The 22,191-nt window shown below is 70.4% G+C and carries 17 protein-coding genes; 8 read left to right on the top strand and 9 right to left on the bottom strand.

Translation table 11 applies throughout. The features are described from left to right. Complete coding sequence (locus TAE01_RS06000) at window positions 1–2,277, bottom strand: molybdopterin cofactor-binding domain-containing protein (RefSeq protein WP_147064421.1); 2,277 nt, start codon at window positions 2,275–2,277, stop codon at window positions 1–3. A gap of 245 nt (window positions 2,278–2,522) precedes the next feature. On the opposite strand from TAE01_RS06000, the gene TAE01_RS06005 reads away from it, so the two are divergent. Both TAE01_RS06005 and TAE01_RS06010 read left to right on the top strand, forming a co-directional pair. After that, window positions 2,523–2,978, top strand: coding sequence for a hypothetical protein (locus TAE01_RS06005; RefSeq protein WP_246111169.1), 456 nt, complete (start codon window positions 2,523–2,525; stop codon window positions 2,976–2,978). A 38-nt stretch (window positions 2,979–3,016) separates the two neighbouring features. Beyond that, complete coding sequence (locus TAE01_RS06010) at window positions 3,017–3,271, top strand: hypothetical protein (protein WP_147064422.1); 255 nt, start codon at window positions 3,017–3,019, stop codon at window positions 3,269–3,271. Window positions 3,272–3,355: 84 nt separating this feature from the next. Here TAE01_RS06010 and TAE01_RS06015 read toward each other — a convergent pair whose 3' ends face one another. Together TAE01_RS06015 and TAE01_RS06020 are read right to left on the bottom strand one after the other, a co-directional pair. After that, window positions 3,356–3,601, bottom strand: a complete 246-nt coding sequence (locus tag TAE01_RS06015) for an ANTAR domain-containing protein (RefSeq protein WP_147064424.1) — start codon at window positions 3,599–3,601, stop codon at window positions 3,356–3,358. Window positions 3,602–3,662: 61 nt separating this feature from the next. After that, window positions 3,663–4,334 (bottom strand): helix-turn-helix transcriptional regulator, encoded by a 672-nt coding sequence (locus tag TAE01_RS06020; RefSeq protein WP_147064426.1) that lies wholly within the window; start codon window positions 4,332–4,334, stop codon window positions 3,663–3,665. A 355-nt stretch (window positions 4,335–4,689) separates the two neighbouring features. Here TAE01_RS06020 and TAE01_RS06025 point away from each other — a divergent pair, with 355 nt between their 5' ends. The 5 genes from TAE01_RS06025 to TAE01_RS06045 are packed head-to-tail and all read left to right on the top strand — an operon-like array spanning window position 4,690 to window position 12,866. Further along, a complete protein-coding gene (locus TAE01_RS06025; RefSeq protein ID WP_147064428.1) occupies window positions 4,690–8,457 on the top strand; it encodes a nitrate reductase subunit alpha in 3,768 nt (1,255 codons plus the stop codon). Further along, window positions 8,457–10,175: a nitrate reductase subunit beta gene (narH, locus tag TAE01_RS06030; RefSeq protein ID WP_147064430.1), complete on the top strand. Its 1,719-nt coding sequence runs from the start codon at window positions 8,457–8,459 to the stop codon at window positions 10,173–10,175. The genes TAE01_RS06025 and narH overlap by 1 nt, the downstream gene beginning before the upstream one ends. Continuing rightward, window positions 10,172–10,861, top strand: coding sequence for a nitrate reductase molybdenum cofactor assembly chaperone (gene narJ / locus TAE01_RS06035; RefSeq protein ID WP_147064437.1), 690 nt, complete (start codon window positions 10,172–10,174; stop codon window positions 10,859–10,861). Before narH ends, narJ begins: the two co-directional genes overlap by 4 nt. Then, complete coding sequence (gene narI / locus TAE01_RS06040; RefSeq protein WP_147064439.1) at window positions 10,858–11,607, top strand: respiratory nitrate reductase subunit gamma; 750 nt, start codon at window positions 10,858–10,860, stop codon at window positions 11,605–11,607. Before narJ ends, narI begins: the two co-directional genes overlap by 4 nt. A gap of 26 nt (window positions 11,608–11,633) precedes the next feature. Then, entirely contained in the window at window positions 11,634–12,866 is a 1,233-nt protein-coding gene (locus TAE01_RS06045) for an MFS transporter (protein ID WP_147064441.1), read from the top strand. Between the two features lie 91 nt (window positions 12,867–12,957). Here TAE01_RS06045 and TAE01_RS06050 read toward each other — a convergent pair whose 3' ends face one another. Genes TAE01_RS06050 through TAE01_RS06060 form a run of 3 tightly spaced genes read right to left on the bottom strand, consistent with a single transcriptional unit; the run spans window position 12,958 to window position 15,393 of the window. Beyond that, window positions 12,958–13,728: an amino acid ABC transporter ATP-binding protein gene (locus tag TAE01_RS06050; RefSeq protein WP_147064444.1), complete on the bottom strand. Its 771-nt coding sequence runs from the start codon at window positions 13,726–13,728 to the stop codon at window positions 12,958–12,960. Next, window positions 13,725–14,516, bottom strand: coding sequence for an amino acid ABC transporter permease (locus TAE01_RS06055; RefSeq protein ID WP_147064446.1), 792 nt, complete (start codon window positions 14,514–14,516; stop codon window positions 13,725–13,727). Before TAE01_RS06055 ends, TAE01_RS06050 begins: the two co-directional genes overlap by 4 nt. A gap of 43 nt (window positions 14,517–14,559) precedes the next feature. Beyond that, window positions 14,560–15,393, bottom strand: a complete 834-nt coding sequence (locus TAE01_RS06060) for an ABC transporter substrate-binding protein (RefSeq protein WP_147064447.1) — start codon at window positions 15,391–15,393, stop codon at window positions 14,560–14,562. Window positions 15,394–15,878: 485 nt separating this feature from the next. Between TAE01_RS06060 and TAE01_RS06065 the strand changes: the two genes are divergently transcribed. Beyond that, window positions 15,879–17,099 carry a hypothetical protein gene (locus TAE01_RS06065; protein ID WP_147064449.1) on the top strand — a complete coding sequence of 407 codons (1,221 nt, stop codon included), beginning with the start codon at window positions 15,879–15,881 and terminating at the stop codon, window positions 17,097–17,099. 78 nt (window positions 17,100–17,177) lie between these two features. Here TAE01_RS06065 and TAE01_RS06070 read toward each other — a convergent pair whose 3' ends face one another. The 3 genes from TAE01_RS06070 to asnB are packed head-to-tail and all read right to left on the bottom strand — an operon-like array spanning window position 17,178 to window position 22,137. Continuing rightward, complete coding sequence (locus tag TAE01_RS06070; protein ID WP_147064451.1) at window positions 17,178–18,473, bottom strand: YncE family protein; 1,296 nt, start codon at window positions 18,471–18,473, stop codon at window positions 17,178–17,180. After that, window positions 18,470–19,384 carry a polysaccharide deacetylase family protein gene (locus TAE01_RS20820; RefSeq protein WP_246111170.1) on the bottom strand — a complete coding sequence of 305 codons (915 nt, stop codon included), beginning with the start codon at window positions 19,382–19,384 and terminating at the stop codon, window positions 18,470–18,472. Before TAE01_RS20820 ends, TAE01_RS06070 begins: the two co-directional genes overlap by 4 nt. Continuing rightward, window positions 19,381–22,137 carry an asparagine synthase (glutamine-hydrolyzing) gene (asnB, locus tag TAE01_RS06080; protein ID WP_307723829.1) on the bottom strand — a complete coding sequence of 919 codons (2,757 nt, stop codon included), beginning with the start codon at window positions 22,135–22,137 and terminating at the stop codon, window positions 19,381–19,383. Before asnB ends, TAE01_RS20820 begins: the two co-directional genes overlap by 4 nt. Window positions 22,138–22,191 lie beyond the last annotated feature (54 nt).

Below are 22,191 nucleotides of genomic sequence, written 5' to 3' on the forward strand. Positions count from 1 at the left end.
TCAGTAGGTGTGGGCCAGGCCGTCGGTGGGCGACGGCGGCACCGGGGGGACGAAGGTCTTGGGCGTGAACGACACGGTCCCGTGGTTGACCGGGAACCGGGTCGGGACGGTGCCCGTCGCTCGCGCGTAGGCGCAGGCGGTCGCCGCGACCGAGGCCGCGACACCGGCCTCGCCGGCCCCGCCCGGCAGCGAGGCGTCCGAGGGCATGACGACGCACTCGAAGCTCGGCGGGACGTTCCACTGTCGGGTGTAGAAGTAGTTGTCCCAGCTGGCCTCGAGGAAGTGACCGTCGACGAGGTGGTTGCTGCTCGTCAGCGCCAGGGCGATGCCGTCGGAGACGCCACCCATCATCTGGGCCTCCAGACCGAGCGGGTTGACGACGAGCCCCGCGTCGATCGCGATGACCGCCCGGGTGACGCGCGGCCCGGTCACGGCGTCGCGGACCTGCCGGCCGACGGTCTCCGGACGACAGTCGATCTCGACGAGGACCGCCGTGGCGCCCTTGTACTCCGAGTGGACGGCGATGCCCTGGGCCGTGCCGGTCGGCATCGCGCGTCCCCACTGGCCCACCTCGGCGACCTTGCGCAGGCAGGCCTTGACGCGCTCGCTGCGCAGGAAGGCCAGGCGGAAGGCCAGGGGGTCCTTGCGCATCTTCCGTGCGAGCTGGTCGATGAACAGCTCGTTGGCGCAGGCGACGTCGGGCGAGTAGATGTTGCGCATGCTGCCGGTGTTGAAGCCCATGTCGACCTCGTCGAGCAGCTGGGTCACGACCCCGAAGTCGTAGGGCAGCTCCTGGGTCAGCGTGAAGATGGACTCGGCCAGCCCGAGATTGCCCAGACCGGCGGGCAGCTCCGCCGCCATCGCGGTGAGCCGCTCCCCCAGGCCGTGCGAGAAGTCCGTCCGGACACTGGTGTGGCGCTGCTCGAAGGTGAGCACCTCCCCCGCGAGGAGCGTGGCCCGGATGCGTGAGGTCGCCATGGGGTGCGTGCGTCCCTGGCGGGGTTCGTCAGCCCGGTGCCACATGAGCTTCACCGGCTTGCCCATGGCCCGCGAGATCGTGGCCGCCTCGATCGCGGCGTCACCGAAGAGCTTGTGCCCGAAGGACCCTCCGCCCGTCACGACGTTGACCGCGACCTGGGCGATCGGCAGGCCGAGCGCCTTGGCGATGTTGCGTTGGGCGACGATCGGCGCCTTGAGGCCGGCCCAGACGGTGGCGTGGTCGTCGCGGACGTCGGCGATGGCGCAGTTGGGCTCGAGCGCCGCGCTGCTGCGGAACATGAACTCGAACCTCATGTCGACGGTCTGGGTCAGCAGCGGCACCTTCGGCACGGCCATGGGCAGCTCGGCGGCCTTGAGGCGGTTCAGCACGGTGTCGTCGGACTCGCCCTCGACGGGGCCACCCGCCCATGTCACCCGCAGGGCACGGACGGCGTCGATGCACTGGCCGAACGTCTCGGCGCGCACCGCGACCCCGGTGTCGACGACCACGACGTCGGTGACCCCCGGCATCGCCCGGACCGCGGAGAGGTTGTCGACGCTCCGGGGAGAGCCGTTGAGCGTCGGCGGCCGGCACACCATGGTCGGCAGGGCACCGGGAACGTCGAGGTCCATCGTGAAGCGCTTGCGCCCGGTGACCGCCTCGAGGGCGTCGACCCTGCCGCGCGGGGTGCCGACGACGTCGAACGAGCTGGTGGGCGCGAGCTCGACGCGGACGGCCGTCGTCGTCGAGCTGGCAGCGGCCCCCGACAGGGCGGCATACGTCCGGGTGCTGCCGTCGGGAGCGGTCACGACGCCGCCCTTGACGACGAGCGAGGACACCGTCGCGCCGAGCGCGGTCGCCGCCGCCTGGAGCAGAGCGCCTCGAGCCACGGCCGCGGCCACGCGGATCGGTGTGAACATCGACTCCATCGTGTTGGAACCGCCGGTCAGCTGGTTGAAGACGAGCTCCGGGCGCGCGGGCGCCAGGGTGACGCGGACGTCCTCGACACGCATCGACAGCTCGTCGGCGATGATCATCGACGCGGCCGTCGTGATGCCCTGGCCGACCTCCATGCGAGGGATCGCGAAGTGCGCCAGCCCGTGGTCGTCGACGGTGATCCGGATGAGCTGCGACGTCGGCAGCGCGGAGTGGGTCTGGAGGTCGCCGAGGTCGTAGAGCTCGGCGACCTGGGGGGCCGTGGGGACGGCGGCCGACGCCGGCGGCGCACCTCCCACCTCAGCCGCGACGGTGAGGGTGGTTCCGGCGATCACGAAGCCGAGGAAGCTCCTGCGGCTCACACCGTCCGGTGGGGAGCCCGGGTCTCGCCTGGGGCGTCCGGGGTGTGACTGGTCGGGCGTTGTCGTCATTGACAGGTCCCTTCTCGGAACGGCACGAGCGGCCGGGTCGCCGGGGTGGGGCAGGTCACGCTCGTGGGTCGTGCATCCGTGCTTCGTCCCCGCGACGTGTCCGGATTGCCCTGCCCAACGACCGGGCCGCTCCGATGTCACGGGCACGGCCTCCACACCCGTCCTACAGTGGCGGTGTGCCTGCCGAGGACACCCCACCGCCGTCCGTGACCGTCGGTCGCCTGGTCGACGCGGTCGATGCGGTCGACGTCTTCGTCTACGTGGTCGTGCTCAACCTCTTCGTCGAGTACCTCCCCGCCGTGATCAGCGAGAGCTTCACGCTGTCACTGCTGACGGCCGTCCTGCTCAAGGCTGTTCTCGAGCTCGTGGTCATCGTGAAGAAGCGCGTCCGGGCACGCTTCACCGCGGCCGGGACCGCTCTCGGGAAGGCAGGAGCCGGGCTGCTGCTCTGGGCGGTACTGGTGGGGAGCAAGTTCGTCGTGCTCGAGGCCGTCGACCTCCTCTTCGGGGATCATGTCAGCCTCGGCGGCTTCCTCTCCGTGACCCTGCTCATCATCACCCTGCTCCTCGCGCGCCTCGCCGTGCGGTGGTTGCTGACCGCCCGGACGCCCATGGTCAGCACGGCGTCCTGAGGGTCGACGCGCCGGGCCACTGCTGCGACGGTGGTGACATGTCGCTGGAGACGTGGTGGGCGCAGGTGCGTCCCGAGACCCGCGAGTGGCTCGTCGCGCACAACGGTGAGCCGCTGCCCGACGCGGTCGTCGCGGACATCCTCCGGGTCGAGGGGCACGTGGGCGCCGATGCGTGGTGGGCCGACCGCGACGGGAACCGCGGGCTCTCCCTGTCCGACGCCGGGGTCGACTGGGTCGAGGCGGTGGCCAACGACGAGATCCCGCAGACGCCCCCGGCGGATCCTTCATTCTAGGAGCCACCCGCCATCCAGCCGCCGGACAGCGCCGTCACCTGGCCCCGACGTCCGGGCCAGTGCGCGGGTCAGTGCGCGGGCCGGTCACCGTGGCAGGCGCGAGGTGCCCAGGTCGATGACGTCGTCGGCCACCGAACGGAGGTCCCGACCGGACCTCTCCGCGCCCCGACGCATGAGCTCGTAGGCCTCGTCCTCGCTGAGTCCGCGCTCGATCATGACGAGGTCGACCGCCACCGCGAGGTCGAGGCCGTGAGGCCGACGTGCGACCGACGCCCTGGACGCGCCCGTCTGCTCGGCCTCGGGGCGTCCGGCGGTCGTTGACTCGCTCACGACGATGACATACCCAGCGATGCGCCCGGACCGCACGCCGGTTCGAGAGCCGGCGGTGGGTTCAACGATGGACCGGCCTGCGGAAGGCGGCCGTCGTGGTGAGCCGGGCGACACAGGAACGCTCGGTGACGAACGGTTCCAGCTCCACCTCCGAGCCGGGCTCACCGACGGCGGCCATGGTCCCGAGGATGAGTCCGCGGTGGATGCCGCAGACGACGTCGGGGTGGGCCCGGGCCATCGTGAGAAAGGGGCACGCGCTGAGCGTCAGCTCCACGGTGCGCCCGCCGGCGCCCGTCCGCAGCTCTGGCTGGTATCCCCATTCCTCGAGCAGGTCGACCGCCGCCCCGACCTTGCCGAGCCACGAGCCGGCGCTGGCGGCCGGCGGCGGGACGACCGCGTCACTGTGCTCCTCGACCCACCTGCGCCCTGCGTGTTCGGGATCGGTCGGCGACCCGTCCGAGGCGGCGGACCAGGCACTGGTCAGCAGCTCCGTGAACGCCGCCAGAGCCTCTGGCGTCGCCAACGGGGCGGCATCCTCGGCGGCGAGGTAGAGCTTGCGAGGACGTCCGACCGAACCGCGCCGCAGCGTGGTCGTGACGACGCCGGCGGCGACCATTCGCTCGAGGTGGAAGCGAGCTGTCGTCACGTGAAGGCCCAGCGCGTCGGCCGTCTCACTCGCGCCGAGTCCGAGTGCCGGGAGCTCGTGCGGAGCCCCGCCCACCGACGAAGGCACGGGCACCTCATCGTGCGCTGTACCCACGCGCCGCAACAGCTCGATGATGGCTCGTCGCGTGGGTGACGTGAGGATGTCGTCGATCTCGGGCACCGGTCCTCCATTTCGTTCATTTAGAGGATAGCGACCATTGGCGTGACCCGAGTCAGCAGGACGCGATCCAGCCCCTCCGGACCTGCGTTTGCCGCGCCAAACTTCACTCGCACCAGTAACGTTGGGCCAATCCGAGGGGACGGCGGCACGTCCACCCCTCCTCGGCCGAGTTGCCACCGCTTGGTTTGGATGATCTCCGTCGCCGATTTGGAGGATCCGTGCACTCCCTTCTGCACCGTCCTGTCCCGTCTACGGCTCGACCGTGAGCGCCCGCCGCCGTGGCGGAACCGAGGCCGTCGGGGGTGTCGACGGCCCGGCCTCTGCGGCCCTGCTCAAGATCGGACGGTTCTTCACCCGGTGGGAGGAGTCCGACGACGGCCGCGCGGTGTTCCGCGAAGGAGGCCGGGCCGGAGACGTCTTCTACCGGGACCGCTGGAGCCACGACAAGGTGGTGCGCTCCACCCACGGCGTCAACTGCACCGGCTCCTGCTCGTGGAAGGTCTACGTCAAGGACGGGATCATCACGTGGGAGACGCAGCAGACCGACTACCCCTCGGTGGGCCCGGACCGGCCGGAGTACGAGCCTCGCGGCTGCCCACGCGGCGCGGCCTTCTCCTGGTACACCTACTCCCCCACCCGTGTGCGCTACCCCTACGTGCGTGGCGTCCTGCTCGAGATGTACCGCGAGGCCAAGGCGCGGCTGGGTGACCCGGTCGCGGCATGGCACGAGATCACGACCGACCCCGAGAAGCGGCGCCGCTACCAGAGCGCCCGCGGGAAGGGTGGACTCGTTCGGGCCTCGTGGGGCGAGGCCGTCGAGATCGCCGCGGCGGCCCACGTGCACACGATCAAGGAGTACGGTCCCGACCGGGTCGCCGGCTTCTCGCCGATCCCCGCGATGTCGATGGTGTCGCACTGTGTCGGCACCCGCTTCATCCAGCTCATCGGCGGCGTCATGACGAGCTTCTACGACTGGTACGCCGACCTGCCGATCGCGAGCCCCCAGGTCTTCGGGGACCAGACCGACGTGCCCGAGTCGGGAGACTGGTGGGACGCGACCTATCTCATGATGTGGGGCTCGAACGTCCCGGTCACACGAACGCCCGACGCGCACTGGATGGCGGAGGTCCGCTACCGCGGCACCAAGGTCGTCACGGTCAGCCCCGACTACGCCGACAACACGAAGTTCGCCGACGAGTGGATGCGCGCGCAGGCAGGCACCGACGCGGCCCTCGCGATGGCCATGGGCCATGTGCTGCTCAAGGAGTACTTCGTCGACCGGAAGGTCGACTTCTTCACCGACTACGTCCGCACCTACAGCGACCTGCCCTTCCTCATCCGTCTGGAGCCTCCCGAGGAGGGGTATGCCGCGACGTCGGGGGCCGCTGGTGCCGCACCTCTCGTGCCCGGCAAGTTCCTCACCGCGGCCGACCTCGCCGAGTCGGGCGTTGTAGTTCCCGACGAGGAGGCCTGGAAGACAGTGCTGCTCGACGTCACGACCGGAGAGCCGGTGGTGCCGAACGGCTCGATGGGCTTTCGTTACGCCGACTCAGGCAAGGGCCGGTGGAACCTCGACCTCGAGGGCGTGAACCCGGCCCTGACGATGGCCGGCGACAGCGCCGAGCCGGTCGAGGTGCTGCTGCCGGCCTTCGTCGAGCCGGACGGCACCGGGTCGGTGCTCCGCCGGGGCGTGCCCGCGCGCCGGGTCGGGGGTCACCTCGTCACGACGGTCTACGACCTGATGCTGGCGCAGTACGGTGTCGAACGACCGGGTCTGCCGGGTACGTGGCCCGCCGGCTACGACGACGTCTCCGAGCCCTACACGCCCGCGTGGCAGGCGGAGATCACCGGCGTCCCTGCGGAGCAGTGCATCCGCGTCGCCCGCGAGTTCGCGACCAACTCCGAGGAGTCACAGGGCCGCTCGATGATCATCATGGGCGCCGGCATCTGCCAGTGGTTCCACGGCGATGCCACCTATCGCGCGATCCTCTCGCTGCTCATCCTCACCGGCTGCATGGGCCGCAATGGCGGCGGCTGGGCGCACTACGTCGGCCAGGAGAAGTGCCGGCCGATCACGGGGTGGATCTCCCTCGCCAATGCGCTCGACTGGGGCCGCCCCCCGCGCACCATGACCGGAACGTCCTACTGGTACATGCACACCGACCAGTGGCGCAACGACGGCTACTCGGCCGACTCGCTCAACTCTCCCCTGGCCCGAGGGCACCTGGCAGGCAAGCACACCGCCGACACCATCGCGCAGTCCGCCCGGATGGGCTGGATGCCGTTCTACCCGCAGTTCGGGACGAACCCGCTCCAGGTGGCCGAGGACGCCCAGGCCGCCGTCGACGCGGGAGCCGCTGCCAGCCCCGCGGCATACGTTGCCGGCGCCCTCCACGACGGCTCCCTCACGTCCGCGATCGAGGACGTCGACGCGCCCGAGAACTGGCCGCGCACGCTGGTGCTCTGGCGCAGCAACCTGATGGGCTCCTCCGCCAAGGGCAACGAGTACTTCCTGCGCAACCTGCTCGGCACGCACCACAACGTCCTGGGCAGCGAGAACCCCAACGCACCGAAGCCGTCCGAGGTGAAGTGGCACGACGAGGCGCCCGAGGGCAAGCTCGACCTGCTGCTCTCCGCCGACTTCCGCATGACGTCGACGACCCTGCTCTCCGACATCGTGCTGCCCGCGGCGACGTGGTACGAGAAGCACGACCTCAGCTCGACCGACATGCACCCGTTCGTGCACGCCTTCACCCCGGCCATCGACCCGCCGTGGGAGGCCAAGAGCGACTTCGAGCTCTTCCACCTGCTCGCCGAGAAGCTGTCGGACCTGGCTCGCACCCATCTCGGCGTGCGCAAGGACCTCGTGAGCGTGCCGCTCATGCACGACACGCCGGGCGAGACGGCGCAGCCCGGGGGACGTGCCATCGACTGGCGCACCACGGGCCAGCCAGGCACGCCCGGCACGACGATGCCGGTCTTCCAGCTCGTCGAGCGCGACTACACCGCGATCAGCGAGAAGCTCGCCACCGTGGGCCCGCTCGCCGACAGCCTCGGCTTCACGGTCAAGAACGTCACCTACCGGGTCGGGGAGGAGGTGGCCCGGCTTGCTGCCAAGAACGGAGTCATGCTCGGCGGCGCCGGCGACGGCCGGCCGGCGATCGACACCGACGCGAAGATGGCCGAGGCGATCCTCACCTTCTCGGGCACGACGAACGGCCACTTGGCCGTGCAGGGCTTCCGCACCCTCGAGGAGCGTGTCGGCAAGAAGCTCGCCGACCTCGCCGAGGGGTCGGAGGAGAAGCACGTCACCTTCGCCGACACGCAGGGCGCCCCGGTCGCGGTCATCACCTCGCCGGAGTGGTCGGGTTCCGAGACCGGCGGCCGCCGCTACGCACCGTTCACGGTCAACATCGAGCGGCTCAAGCCCTTCCACACCCTGACCGGTCGGATGCACTTCTACCTCGACCACGACTGGATGCAGGACCTCGGCGAGGCGCTGCCGATCTATCGACCACCGCTCGACATGCACCGCCTCTTCGGCGAGCCGAAGCTGGGGCCCGACGGCTCGAAGCAGGTGACCGTTCGCTACCTGACGCCGCACTCCAAGTGGTCGATCCACTCGGAGTACCAGGACAACCTGCTCATGCTCTCGCTCTCACGCGGTGGCCCGACGGTGTGGATGAGCCCGCAGGACGCCGGCTCCATCGACGTCGCGGACAACGACTGGGTGGAGTGCCTCAACACCAACGGTGTGCTCGTCGGGCGGGCCATCGTGAGCCACCGGATGCCCGAGGGTGTGGTCTACGTCCACCACGCGCAGGAGCGCACGATCGACGTCCCGAAGTCGGAGACGACCGGTCGCCGCGGGGGCATCCACAACTCGGTGACACGTCTGCTCGTCAAGCCCACGCACCTCATCGGCGGCTACGCCCAACTGTCCTACGCGTTCAACTACCTCGGGCCGACCGGCAACCAGCGCGACATGGTCTCGACGGTGCGCAAGCGCTCCCAGGAGGTGACGTACTGATGCGAGTCATGGCCCAGATGGGCATGGTGATGAACCTCGACAAGTGCATCGGGTGCCACACGTGCTCGGTCACGTGCAAACAGGCGTGGACCAACCGTGCCGGCACCGAGTACGTCTGGTTCAACAACGTCGAGACCCGGCCGGGGCAGGGCTATCCGCGCCGCTACGAGGACCAGGAGACGTGGAAGGGCGGCTGGACCCTCACGCACCGGGGCAACCTCAAGCTCAAGGCCGGTGGCAGGGTGCAGAAGCTCCTCGGCATCTTCGCAAGCCCGGTGCAGCCCAAGCTCGCCGACTACTACGAGCCCTGGACCTACGACTACCAGACCCTCATCGAGGCCCCGCTGGGCGACGACTTCCCCGTCGCCCGGCCCAAGTCGCTCATCACCGGCGAGAACACGAAGATCACGTGGTCGGCCAACTGGGACGACAACCTCGGTGGCTCGAGCGAGATGGGCCACCTCGACCCGATCGTCGCCAAGCTCAACGCCTCGGTGCGTCGCGACTCGGAGGAGAAGGTCAGGTTCGAGCTCGAGAAGACCTTCATGTTCTACCTCCCGCGCATCTGCGAGCACTGCCTCAACCCGTCGTGCATGGCGTCGTGCCCCTCCGGCGCGATCTACAAGCGCGAGGAGGACGGCATCGTCCTCGTCGACCAGGACCGGTGCCGCGGCTGGAGGCAGTGCATCACCGGATGCCCGTACAAGAAGATCTACTTCAACCACAAGAGCGGCAAGGCCGAGAAGTGCACCTTCTGCTACCCCCGCGTCGAGGTGGGGCTGCCGACGGTCTGCTCCGAGACGTGTGTCGGACGGCTGCGCTACCTCGGCCTCTTCCTCTACGACGCCGACCGGGTCACGGCCGCTGCGGCGACCCCGGACGAGGGCGACCTCTACGAGGCGCAGCTCGACCTCCTGCTCGACCCGAGCGACCCCGAGGTGATCGCGGCGGCTCGGCGTGACGGCATACCGGACGACTGGATGGACGCGGCGCGGCGCTCGCCGGTCTACGCGCTCGCCAAGACCTACCGGGTGGCCCTGCCACTGCACCCGGAGTACCGGACGATGCCGATGGTCTGGTACGTCCCGCCGCTCTCGCCGATCGTCGACGTGCTGTCGTCGCAGGGTCACGACGCCGAGGACCGCACCGTGCTCTTCGGGGCGATCGAGGCGCTGCGCATCCCCGTCGACTACCTCGCCGAGCTCTTCACCGCCGGGCGCACCGACATCATCACGGGCGTGCTGCAGAAGCTCGCCGCGATGCGCGCCTACATGCGCGACGTGTCGCTGGGCCGTGACGGCGACCCCGCGATCCCGGAGGCCGTCGGCATGAGCGAGGAGACGCTCTACGAGATGTACCGCCTCATGGCGATCGCGAAGTATGCCGACCGCTACGTCATCCCGACCGCCCACGTCGAGCGCGCCCACGAGCTCGAGGAGATCGGCTGCTCGCTCGACTTCGACGAGGGGCCGGGGATGTACGAGTCCGGCCCGTTCGGCGAGGCGAGCGGGCGACCGGCGCCTGTGGCCGTGGAGACGTTCAACGCCCTGAAGCAGAGGCAGACGTCCGACTCCGCGATGACGACCACCCCGAGCGGTGGGCTGCGTGGCCGTGTCAACCTGCTCAACTGGGACGGCAACGGTGCCCCCGACGGTCTGTTCCCGGGTGGCTCGTCCGACGGGCCGCCCGACACGGCCACGACGGAGGGGACGCGATGATCGGGCTCCGCCGCCGTGCGCCGCGGACCAGCGACGACCGCGTCGTGCACCTCGTGGCAGGGCGGTGCCTCGACTACCCCGACGCGGATCTCGTCGCCGCCGTTCCGGGGATGCGTCAGGCCTTGTCCGAGCAGGACGACCCGCTCGCTGCGAGCCGGCTCTCGAGCCTTCTGGAGCATCTCGGCTCCGGCACGCTCGCTGACCTCCAGCGCACCTACGTCGACACCTTCGACCTCAGTCGCAAGCACGCGCTCTACCTGTCCTACTGGACCGACGGGGACACCCGGCGGCGCGGTGAGGTCCTGGGACGGTTCAAGACGGCATACCGCAGCAGTGGCGCCGTCGTCGACACCCACGGAGAGCTGCCCGACTACCTCCCGATGGTCCTCGAGTTCACCGCGCGGGTGGATGCCGATGCGGGCCGCGCCATCCTCCAGGAGTACCGTGCGAGCCTCGAGCTGTTGCGGATCGCCTTGCAGGAGAAGCAGAGCGCGTATGCCGGTGCCGTCGTCGCCGTGTGCGCGACACTTCCCGGGGAGTCGCCACCCGATCGTGCTGCGGTCATGGAGATGGTCGGGATGACCGGCCCCCACCCGACCGAGGCGGTCGGACTGGAGCCCTACGACCCGAGGCTCCTTCCGCTGCAACCGGTCTCGCCGGGCGTCGCCTCTCGGGCGCCTTCATGAACACTTTCCTGTGGGGCGTGCTCCCCTACCTGTGCGTCGCGAGCCTCGTCGGCGGCACGGTCTGGCGCTACCGCTACGACAAGTTCGGGTGGACGACCCGCTCGTCGCAGCTCTACGAGTCGCGGCTGCTGCGCATCGGCTCGCCGCTCTTCCACGTCGGCATCCTGCTCGTCTTCTTCGGGCACGTCGGCGGGCTCGTCATCCCCGAGTCGTGGACCGACGCCGTCGGCGTCAGCGAGGGGCTCTACCACTTCAACGCGCTGCTCTTCGGTGGTCTCGCGGGGGTCTGCACGCTCGTCGGCATCCTCATCCTCGTCTACCGGCGGCGCACGACGGGCCCCGTCTTCATGGCGACCACGAAGAACGACAAGCTGATGTACGTCCTGCTCGTCACCGCCATCGTGCTCGGTCTCTGGACGACCCTGGTCAGCGTCGGCGCCGGCAGCGACGCGCACAACTACCGCGAGACCGTCTCGCCGTGGTTCCGATCGGTGTTCCTGCTTCGGCCGGATGTCGCGTCGATGGCCGCTGCACCGATCCAGTTCCACGTCCACGCCATCGTCGGGATGCTGCTCTTCGCGCTGTGGCCGTTCACGCGGCTCGTGCACGCCTTCACCGCGCCGCTGCACTACCTCTTCCGGCCCTACATCGTCTACCGGTCCCGTGACCGGCAGACCTCCGGCAACCGCGCGGCCCGTCCCGGCTGGAGTGGGGTCGGCACCACCGACCGCGACCGACGTCACTGAGCCATTCCCTTCACCCAGGAGCCTCCATGAGCCAGACCGCGGCCACCTCTCGAGCCGGTGCCGAGTCCGACCTGTCCGGTCAGAACCGCAACCTCGCGCTCGCCCTGTTCGCCTTCACCATCACCTTCTGGGCCTGGAACATCATCGGGCCGCTCGGGGTGCGCTACACCGGGCAGATGGGCCTCAGCAGCAGCCAGAAGGCACTCCTCGTCGCCACCCCCGTGCTCGTGGGTTCCGTCGGTCGAATTCCGGTGGGAGCCCTGACCGACCGGTTCGGCGGACGCGTCATGTTCCCGATCCTCACGGTCGCCAGCATCCCGTTCGTGCTGCTCGTGGCCGTCGCGGGCAACGCACACTCCTTCCCGCTCATGCTCCTCTTCGGTTTCTTCCTCGGCATCGCCGGCACGACGTTCGCCATCGGGATCCCCTTCGTCAACGCGTGGTTCAACGCCGACCGGCGCGGCTTCGCGACGGGCGTCTTCGGGGCAGGCATGGGCGGGACAGCGTTGTCGGCCTTCTTCACGCCGCGCTTCGTCACGTGGTTCGGCTACACGACGACGCACGTCGTGCTCGCGGTGGCGCTGGCCGCGACCGCCGCCATCTGTTGGACGTGGATGCGCAACTCCCCCGCCTGGCACCCCAACACCGACCCGGTCCTGCCCAAGCTCGGCGCGGCTCTGCGTCTGCCCATCACGTGGCAGATGTCGTTCCTGTATGCCGTCGCCTTCGGTGGCTTCGTCGCGTTCTCCACGTACCTGCCGACCTACCTCAAGGACGTCTACTCCTTCGACCTCACGGCTGCCGGTACCCGCACGGCCGGGTTCGCTGTCGCCGCCGTGCTGGCACGGCCGATCGGCGGCACCCTCAGCGACCGCATCGGTCCGCGCACCGTCCTGGGGATCTCACTCGCCGGCACCACCGTCATGGCCGTGCTGCTCGCCCTGCGGCCCCCGCTCGAGCTGCCCGCCGGCCTGTCGTTCGTGGCCATCGCCTTCTTCCTCGGCCTCGGCACCGGCGGCGTCTTCGCCTGGGTTGCCAAGGCGGCACCGGCGAAGCGGGTGGGCAGCGTCACCGGGCTCGTCGGGGCCGCGGGCGGACTCGGCGGGTACTTCCCACCTCTCGTGCTGGGCGCCACCTACGAGAAGCTGCTCCCCCAGTACGGCGTCGGCCTCGTGCTCCTCGCCGTCGTCGCGGCGACCGCGCTCGTCTTCTCACAGCTCGGGATCAGGGCGTCGGGCCGCACGGCGCGACGGGCCTGAGGTCTGCGGTGGCGATCCGTGTGACCGACGCTCGAGCTCTCGCCGAGCCACGGGACCTGCGCCGGTGTCGTCGGTACGAACGGGCCCGTCCCTAGAGCACCTGCGAGAGGAAGCGTCGGAGCCTATCCGTCCCGGGCGTCTCGAAGACGCGGTCCGGCTCCCCCGACTCGACGACGCGGCCGTGGTCCATGAAGAGCACCTGCTGAGCGACGGAACGGGCGAAACCCATCTCGTGTGTCACCACGAGCATCGTCATCCCCTCCGACGCGAGGTCCGCCATCGTGGCGAGGACGCCCTTGACGAGCTCCGGATCGAGGGCCGAGGTCGCCTCGTCGAAGAGCATCACCTCGGGCTCCATGGCGAGGGCGCGCGCGATGGCGACGCGCTGCTGCTGGCCCCCGGAGAGGTTGCCGGGGCGCACGTCGGCCTTGTGCGCCAGACCGACCCGCTCGAGGTGGTGCTCGGCCCGCTCGGCGGCGTCGTCCTTGGACAGCCCCCTGAGCCGCGTCAGGCCAAGAGTCACGTTGGCCCGGACGGTCTTGTGCGGGAAGAGGTTGAAGTGCTGGAAGACCATGCCGACCCGCTGCCGCAGGGCGTCGGGGTTGTCGTTCAGCACGCTCCGGCCGTCGAGCAGGACGTCTCCCCGGTCGGGCTCGAGCAGCCGGTTGACGATGCGGAGCAGCGTCGACTTCCCCGAGCCCGACGGCCCGATGACGCAGGCCGTCGTGGCCGCGGGCACGTCGAGGTCGACCCCGCGCAGGACCTGGTTGGAGCCGAAGGCGAGGTGGACGTCGCGGGTCGACACGGCGACACCCCCGACTGCGGCGGACGCCTCGGTGCCGGACTGGCTGGTGGTGGTCATCGGGCCTCCTGGGCCGGGGCGAGCGGGGCGTCAGAGGGACGGACGCCCCCGTCGGGGTCGTCGGGACGAGCGGCGCCGTCCGCGCGTCGGCCGTCGCGCAGGCGCCGGTCGACGGCGTTGACGACGTGGGTCAGCGGGACGGTGATGAGAAGGTAGAACAGGCCGGCGAGGACGAGCGCCGACTGGTTGCCGCTGTTGGCAGCCGCATCCTGTCCGATGCGGAAGAGGTCACGTTGGCTCGCGAGCAGGCCCAGGAAGTAGACGAGTGAGGACTCCTTGACCAGCGCGATGAACTGGTTGACCAGGGCAGGGAGCACCCGCCGAACTCCCTGAGGGATGACGACGAGCCCCATCCCGGAGGGCCGGCTGAAGCCCAGGGCCCGCGCCGCCTCGAGCTGCCCGTCGTCGACGCTCTGGATGCCGGACCTGAAGATCTCACCGATGTAGGCGCTCGCGATGAGTGACAGGGCCAAGATCCCCAGCGGGTAGGGGTTCGGGCCCCAGACCTGCAGCCCCACCGGTGACAGGCCGACCCCGATGAGCAGGATCGTGACCGCCGCGGGCAAGCCCCGGAAGATGTCGGTGAACACCCTTGCGGGCCAACGCAACCAGCGTCTGTGCGACAGTCCGCAGACGGCGAGCAGCATGCCCAGCACGGTGCCGATCACCGCCGAGGTGAGGGCGAGCAGGAGCGTGTTGGGCAGGCCGACGCGCAGCAGGTCCGGCAGCGCCGCGCGCATGGCGTCGAGGTCGAAGAACGTCTCCCGCAACGTGGTCAGGATGTCCATCCGGTCCTCCTCTCGAGGGTGGGGGCGGCCAGGGCGTGAGGATTCACTGCGCGGCCGCGGAGCCGCTGCCGGGCTTGAAGTCGGCCGGGATCTCGCGGCTCGGGTAGTACTGCTTCTGCAGCTTGGCCCACGTGCCGTCGGCGACGACCGCGTCGATCCCCTGGTCGAGCGCGGCGCGCAGCTTGTCGTTGCCGGGGGCGACGGCGTACGCGATGCCGCCCGGGTCGAGCTGCTTGGCCACCGCGAGCACCTTGCCGCCCGAGTCACCCGCGGTCTTCTCGCCGATCTCGGCCGGGGTGATCCACGCGTCGGCGGTGCCGGCGCGCAGCTGGTTGAGCGCCGCGTTGTAGTCGGGGACGCGTACCGGGTTGAGGTTCTCGCGCGTCGCGTAGTCGTCCTGGACCGTGCCCTGGACGACGACGACCCGCTTGCCCGGGAGCTGGTCGAAGGAGGTGAGGCTCGAACCCTTCGGCACGTCGAGCCCGAGGAAGCCGAAGTCGTACCTGTTCGTGAAGTCGACGGTCTTCTTGCGCGCTTCGGTGATGCTGATCGAGGAGGAACCGACGTCGAACTTGCCGGTCTTGACCTGGGCGAGCAGCGAGCTGAACTCGGTGCCGACGAACTCGACCTTGAGGCCGAGCTTGCCGGCGACGGCGGTGAGCAGGTCGTTGTCGAAGCCGGTGAACTTCCCGTCCTTGACGAACACGTTCGGCGGCGCGTCGGTCAGCGTGCCGGCCCGCAGGGTGCCGGGCTCCTGGAGGTCGTACGGGTTGTCGGCGGACGTCTGGCTCGATGACGAGCCACCCGCGCAGGCGGCGAGCGACAGCGAGACGAGGGCGGCGGAGGCAGCCGCCAGGGAGCGCTTGAGCAGTGTCATGGGTGTGGTCCTTCGCGTTCGGGCAGGTCAGGGCGCGCCGTTGGCCGGCGCGCCGAGCAACGGTGCTGGCTGGGAGGAACGGTGCCGGCTGACGCCGGCGGGGGCCCTGAGCGCCCGTGGCCGCGGCGGAGGACGGCGCCGCCGCTCGGCGGGCGTCCGGCGCCATGCACCGTTCACATTCAGAACGTTATAGGACACGTAACTCATCGTGATACCCGGGGTCCCTGTCGGCTCCTCCGTCACAGGGGGTGACCCTGCGGTCGGCAGGCCTCCCTCCCCGTGGCCGTCGAACGCCGGGGATCGCCCACCCCGGCTTCACGGCATACGCGGTCGACAGTGCTCAGGAAGGGCAGGACCGACGCACGGCGCAACGCCGGAAACGGCGCGGATCACCCACCGAGGGGGAATCCGCACGCCGCCACCTCCGGCAGGCTCGGACCAGCACTCACGACCCACCGACCCGACACGAGGAAGCTGAGGCCGCCGTGAACCCGGTGCTCGCGTTCGTCATCGTCATGCTCGTCTGGACCGTCAGCGACCTCGTCGCCAAGAGGACGCAGTCGCTGCTGTCGTCACTGTTCGTCGCCTCGATCATCTTCCTCGTCGGCTTCCTCACCGGCATCTTCCCCGAGGACCTGCTCGCGAGCTCGAGCCTGCTCGCCCTGGCCGGCGTCGTCGTCGGCTTCGTCATCGTCCACCTCGGCACCATGATCAGCCTCGACGACTTCAAGAAGCAGTGGAAGACGCTGCTCGTCGGCATCGCGACCGTCATCGGCATCGGCCTGACCCTGCTGCTCGCCGGCTTCCTCTTCGGTCCCCGCATCTCGGGGTCGGCCGCAGACGGCTACGCGCAGGCACTCGACTTCGTCATCGCCGGCACCGGCGCCCTGAGCGGAGGCACCATCTCGGTCCTCATCGTCCAGGAAGCGGCGCTCGGGGTCGGGCTGACGAGCATCGCCGTGTTCCCGGTGCTCATCGCGGCCCTCCAGGGCCTCATCGGCTTCCCGCTCACCTCGGTGATCCTGCGCAGGGAGGCCGCCCGGCTCAAGGCGGAGTACCGCGCCGGGAACCTCACCCCCGTCGAGGTGGCAGGCGACGAGGCGAACCAGGCCGACGCGCAGCAGTCCCGGCTGCCCGCCGCCCTGCGCACGACCGCTGGGACGCTCTTCGTCGTCGGTGTCGTCGTCCTCGTCAGCCTCGGAGTCAACAACCTCACCGACGGCATCCTCAACACCTTCGTCGTCGCGCTCATCCTCGGGATCGTCCTGCGCACGACGCGAGTCCTCAAGCCGTCCGTGCTGTCGGGGATCGACGCATTCGGCCTCATGATGATCGCCATCATGATCCTCGTCTTCGGGCCGCTCGCCACCGTGAAGCCTTCCGACGTGGCCGCGCTCGCCGGTCCCCTCCTCATCGCCTTCGTCTTCGGCGTGGTCGGGATCGCGGGCTTCTCGGCGCTCGTGGGCAAGCTGCTCGGCTACAGCGTCCCCATGTCGGTCGCCATCGGGCTCACGTCGCTCTACGGCTTCCCCGGCACGATGATCCTGTCGCAGGAGGCCGCCAAGGGTGCCGGTGAGACATTGGAGGAGGTGGCGACGATCGAGCACGAGATCCTGCCCAAGATGATCGTCGCCGGCTTCTCGACGGTGACGATCACCTCCGTCGTCGTCACCAGCATCATCGCCGGACGCATCGGCGGCGGTTGACGGGAGCCGGGCTGGGGAGCCCCGTCACGACGGAAGGGACCGGGGCGACCCCGGTCCCTTCCGTCGTGAGCTCCGTCGTCAGCGCATGTTGCCGGTGTGGCCCAGCGAGAAGCGGCCCGGCTGCGGCCACACGAGCAGACCGTGCGGTCCCGGGAGCACCGGGATCTTGTGGGTGACCTTGCCGGTCACCGTGTCGATGACGTAGACGACGGACGAGTAGCGCCCGGAGAACCACAGCTCGCGACCGTCGGCGGTGACGCCGCCCATGTCCGGCGAACCGCCCGGGATGGGCCACTTGGCCAGCTGCCGCAGGGTGTCGGCATCGAGCACGCTGACGCTGCCCTCGTCGCGGTTGCTGACGTAGACCCGTCGCGCGTCGCGCGAGGGGTAGATCCCGTGCGCGCCACGGCCGGTGGGGACGAACCGGGTGATCGTGAAGGTCGTGGCATCGATGACCCACACGCCGTTGCGCAGCATGTCGGCGGCCAGGAAGGACTTGCCGTCCGGTGCGAGCCGCACGTCCTGGGGCATCGAGCTCGCCCCGGCTGCGAGCGTGGCCGCGGGACCGCCCATGGACCGGGCCATCGCGGGGTCGGTCGCGCCGGGGGTCCTGACCTTGTTGAGGTCGATCATCTTGATGACCCTGGTCGCCGAGGCGTCGAGCTCGGCGAGCTGTCCGCTGAACTCGCAGCTGACGAGCATCTTCTTGAGGTCAGCCGTGAAGTCGGCGTGGTTGACCCCCTTGCACGGCACGGGCACCGAGCGCTTCAGGGCCATCGTGTGGGCGTCGCGGACGTCGATCCGGCGCAGCCGCTCCGCCATGACGAGGGCGTACTTCCCGTCGGGCGTGAAGTACAGGTTGTACGGGTCGAGCACGGGGACGGGCTTGCCGACCTTGCCCGTCCTCGGGTCGATCGGCGTCAGCGCGTTGCCGGCGTCGCTGTTGACCCAGAGCCGCCGCAGGTCGGGCGAGGGCACCACGTGCTCGGGTGAGCGCGGAACGGCCCGGGTGGAGATGACGGCATACGTCCTCGGGTCGATGATCTGGACGGTGCCCGCCTGCTGGTTGGGCACGTAGACCAGGGGGCGCGCGAGGCGCGCCTCGGCCGAGAGGTCCGCCGCGCCGGTGAGGGCGTACGGCTGGGTCGTGGTGGGAGTCGGCGAGGGCGTGGCGCTCGTGGTGGCCGTGGAGCTCGACCCGGCAGCCACACCGGTGCCGGCGGTGGCACCCGTCGTCGAGCCGGCGCCGTCGGTCGCGGAGGTCTGTGCCACCGAGCAACCCGCGAGGACCGATCCGGCCCCGAGGACGACGAGGGCGGTCAGAGCGGCGGCCGCGGAGCGCGAGCGCGACGCGGCACGAGTCAGGCCGGTCATGCGAGCAGCTCCGACACCGTGACGGCGCGCAGGCCCCGGGAGCGGAGGCCGGCGAGGATGCCCGGCAGGGCTGCGACCGTGCCCTCGTGACCGAGGTGGAGGCTGACGATGCTGCCGGCCCGCACCGCCGCGAGCGTGCGGGACTCGACGGCAGAGGCGCCGGGGTCCAGGTAGTCCTGGGGATCGACGTCGTAGGAGATGCAGCGCTGGTAGCCGGAGGTCCGGGCAGCCGCCCGGATGACCGGCGTGCTCGTCGGCGTGCCGGACGGCCGGAAGAGCAGTCCGGCCGACCCGCGCACCGCGGCGACCTGGGCGGCGCCGCGGCTCACCTCGGCCTCCGCCTCGGACGCGGAGAGGTGACGCATCGCCTGGTGGCTCCAGGTGTGGTTGCCGAGGTCGTGTCCGGCGGCGAGGATCGCCTTGCCCAGGTCCGGGTTGGCCTGGAGCCACTGACCGACGGCGAACACGGTGAGGTGCGCGTCGTGGGCCCGTGCGATCTCGAGCACGGCGCGTGTGCGTGCCGGCACCCCGGCTCCGTGGAAGGTCAGGGCGACGAGCGGCGCGTCCCGCGGTCCGGAGCCGATGTCGGGCCCCGCGGAGGCGAGGACGGCGTCACGCGCCTGGGTCGGCGAGGCTGAGGCTCCCGAGCTGGTCGCCGGAGCCGAGCCGGTCGAACCCGGTGCGGCTGCTGACGTGGCCGAGCCGTGGGCGCCCGACGCCTGGGCGGCTCCCCCGTCACCGGCGGCCGAGCAGGCAGCCACCCCGATGGTGCCGATGGCACCGGCGGCGGCCGCGAGCACCGTGCGCCTCGACGCGCGGCGTGACTCCGCCTCGTGCGAGGGCCCCGGCCCGGCGGGGTTGGCGACGTCGTCACCGTCGGGCTGCTGCGCCTGCGGTTCGGACGTCGTCATGCCTGACCGCCCGTCGCGCGGCCGGCGTGGGAGGGGCCGGTCGTGGACGGGTCCGCCTCGGACCGCACGCTGTCGAGCACCACGGCCAGGGGGGTCTGCTGCGAGCCCTGCCCCAGTGGGTTGTCGGCGAACATGCGCTCGAGGCGCTCCACCGGCGTCGAGGCGTCGGTGCCGAGGACGTTGCAGCCGAGGTCGTTGGCGTCGACGACGACCGTGCCGGCGAAGGTCGCCGCGAGGCCCTCGGGCAGCGCCGAGCGGATCGCCGCGGACAGCGTCGCCGCGACCGCGGAGGGGTCCTTCGGTCCCAGCTTGGCCGACATGTTCGCCGGCGCGACGGAGTACTCGGTGGGGCCGTCGATGGCGCGCACGTCGCCGCCGGCCACGGTGTAGAAGACGCCGCGGCGCCCGACGAGGCGACCGACGCCGCCGGCGGCCGCGGCGACGAGCACGCGGGGCAGACCGACCTCGTCGATGGCGAGCTGCATCGTGAAGGGCGAGCCCAGGCCGATCCCGGCCGGGGTGCGCGTCACGTGGCGGCTGAGGAGCCGGGCCGACCGGGTGACCGGGATGTCCCAGACGTAGAAGGAGCGGCGCTGCGTCGTGGCCACGACCTTCTCCGAGACGAAGACGTACCAGCGGTCGAACGCCGAGCCGGAGACGGTGCGCCCGTCACCGAGCACCTCGAGGTGGTCGGTGACGTGGTCGACGACGAGCTTGGTCAGGTCGTCGGAGGCGGTGACGAGCGGGGTGCGCACGGGGTGACGTCGGACCGTGGAGCGGTCGGGCAGCACGAGGTCGAGCGACTTGCCCTCGTTGGTCACCGGCCCGGCCACGGCCGCAACGGGCTCCGCCGACTCGACGGCCTGGGGCTGCTCCGTCTCCGCGGACGGCTTGGGGTCGATGAACTCACGCAGCCACAGCTCGACGTTGAGGATGCGCCAGAAGGCCATGGAGTCCAGCGACCCGGAGTCGCTCAGCCACAGCTCGAACGCGTTGAGCACCTCGGTCCGGTTGAAGTACGGGCGGCTCGCGAACGACTCGGACAGGAACACCTGGTAGATGAACTCCTTCTGCTCGCGGAACCAGTCGTTCTGCGGGCTCGTGAAGCCGATCTTGTTGCGACGCCGGACGATCGAGGCGGGCAGGATGCCCTCTTCGGCGTCGCGCAGCACCGCCTTGTTCCAGCCGTCCTTGATGACCGCGTCGTCGGGCATGGCGAAGACGGCGCGCACGAGGTTCGGGTCGAGGAAGGGCACGCGACCCTCGACGGAGAAGCGCATCGAGTTGCGGTCCTCGTAGCGGAGCAGGGCCGGCAGGGAGGCGACGAACAGGTCGTGCACGAGGCGCTGGCGCAGGTTGGCGCCGCCGCCCACGGTGTAGGAGTCGTCGGCGTGGGCGGCCTTGAAGTCGCGGCTCAGCAGCTCACCGAAGGAGCCTCCGCCCTGGAGGCGCGTGCGCAGGCGGGCCCGCACCACGGTGCTGAGCACGTCACGGGAGGCCACGACCTCCTTGATGCCGGCACGACGGTCGCGCGCCATGAGGCTGCGCAGGTGCGAGACGGTCTGGGGCACGTAGCCGGCGAGCATCTCGTCGGCGCCCTGGCCGTCGAGCATGACCGTGACGTGCTTGCTGGCCTCCTGCATGACGCGGTACTGCGCGTAGGGCCCGGTCGAGACGGTCGGCTCCTCCTGGGTGCGCACGAAGTCCGTGAGGTCCTCGAGCATCTCGGCGGACGTCGGTCGGATCCGGTGCGACTCGACGGCGCCGTGGCAGGCGGCGACGGCGTCGTCGACCCAGCGCTCCTCGTCGTTGCGGTAGCCGGTGAAGACGGCGGAGAACGTCTGCTGGCGGTGGCCGACGGCCTCGGCCGACGCGTCGTGCGCCGTGAGCATGCGGTCGATGCCGACCGCGATGGCAGAGCTGTCGAGGCCACCCGAGAGCGAGGTGCCCACGGGCACGTCGGAGCGCAGTCGCAGCGCGATCGACTCGGCCAGACCCTCGCGGAAGGCGGCGACGGTGTCGGGGCCCGCGCCGGTCGGCGGCGGGGTGGCACTCATGAGGTCCTGCTGCAGGGTGCTGTACTGGCGGCGCTCGAGACCGCGCGAGCTGATGGTGGCCATCTCGCCGGGCAGCAGGCGCTCGATGCCGTCGAAGAAGGTCTCGACGCCGTCGTCGTGGACGCGGTGGCGCAGGTAGCGGTAGATGATCCGCTCGTTCGGGGCGGGCTCGTGGCGACCGCTGGCGAGGATCGCCTTGATCTCGCTCGAGAAGAGCCATGCCTCGCCCTCGCCCCGCCCGTGGGGGTCGGTGACGCGGGTCAGGTGCACCGGCTTGATCCCGAACTGGTCGCGCGCGAGCGTGAGCGTCTGCTCGTCCCGGTCCCAGACGGCGATCGCGAACATGCCGTTGAGGCGGTCGAAGGACTCGGCGCCCCACTCGGCGAAGGCCTCGAGCACGACCTCGGTGTCGCTGTGCGTCACGAAGGCGTGGCCGAGCGCCTCGAGCTCCGTGCGCAGGGCGCGGTAGTTGTAGACCTCGCCGTTGTAGGCGAGGACGTACCCACCGTCCGGCGTGGCCATGGGCTGGTGCCCGCCCTCACGGTCGATGATGGAGAGGCGCTGGTGGGCCAGGCCGACGGGACCGTCGACGAAGGTCCCTTGGTCATCGGGACCCCGGTGTCGCTGGGCGGTGCCCATCCGCTCGAGCAGACCATGGTCCGACTCGAGCCCGAAGTATCCGGCAATTCCACACACGTGCAGTCCCTCCCGCAACGATCGTCTGACCCCCATGTCTGACAGACGCGTCTG

It is taken from the genome of Terrabacter aerolatus (genome assembly GCF_007991735.1).
In the GTDB taxonomy this organism is placed as follows: Bacteria; Actinomycetota; Actinomycetes; order Actinomycetales; family Dermatophilaceae; genus Terrabacter; species Terrabacter aerolatus.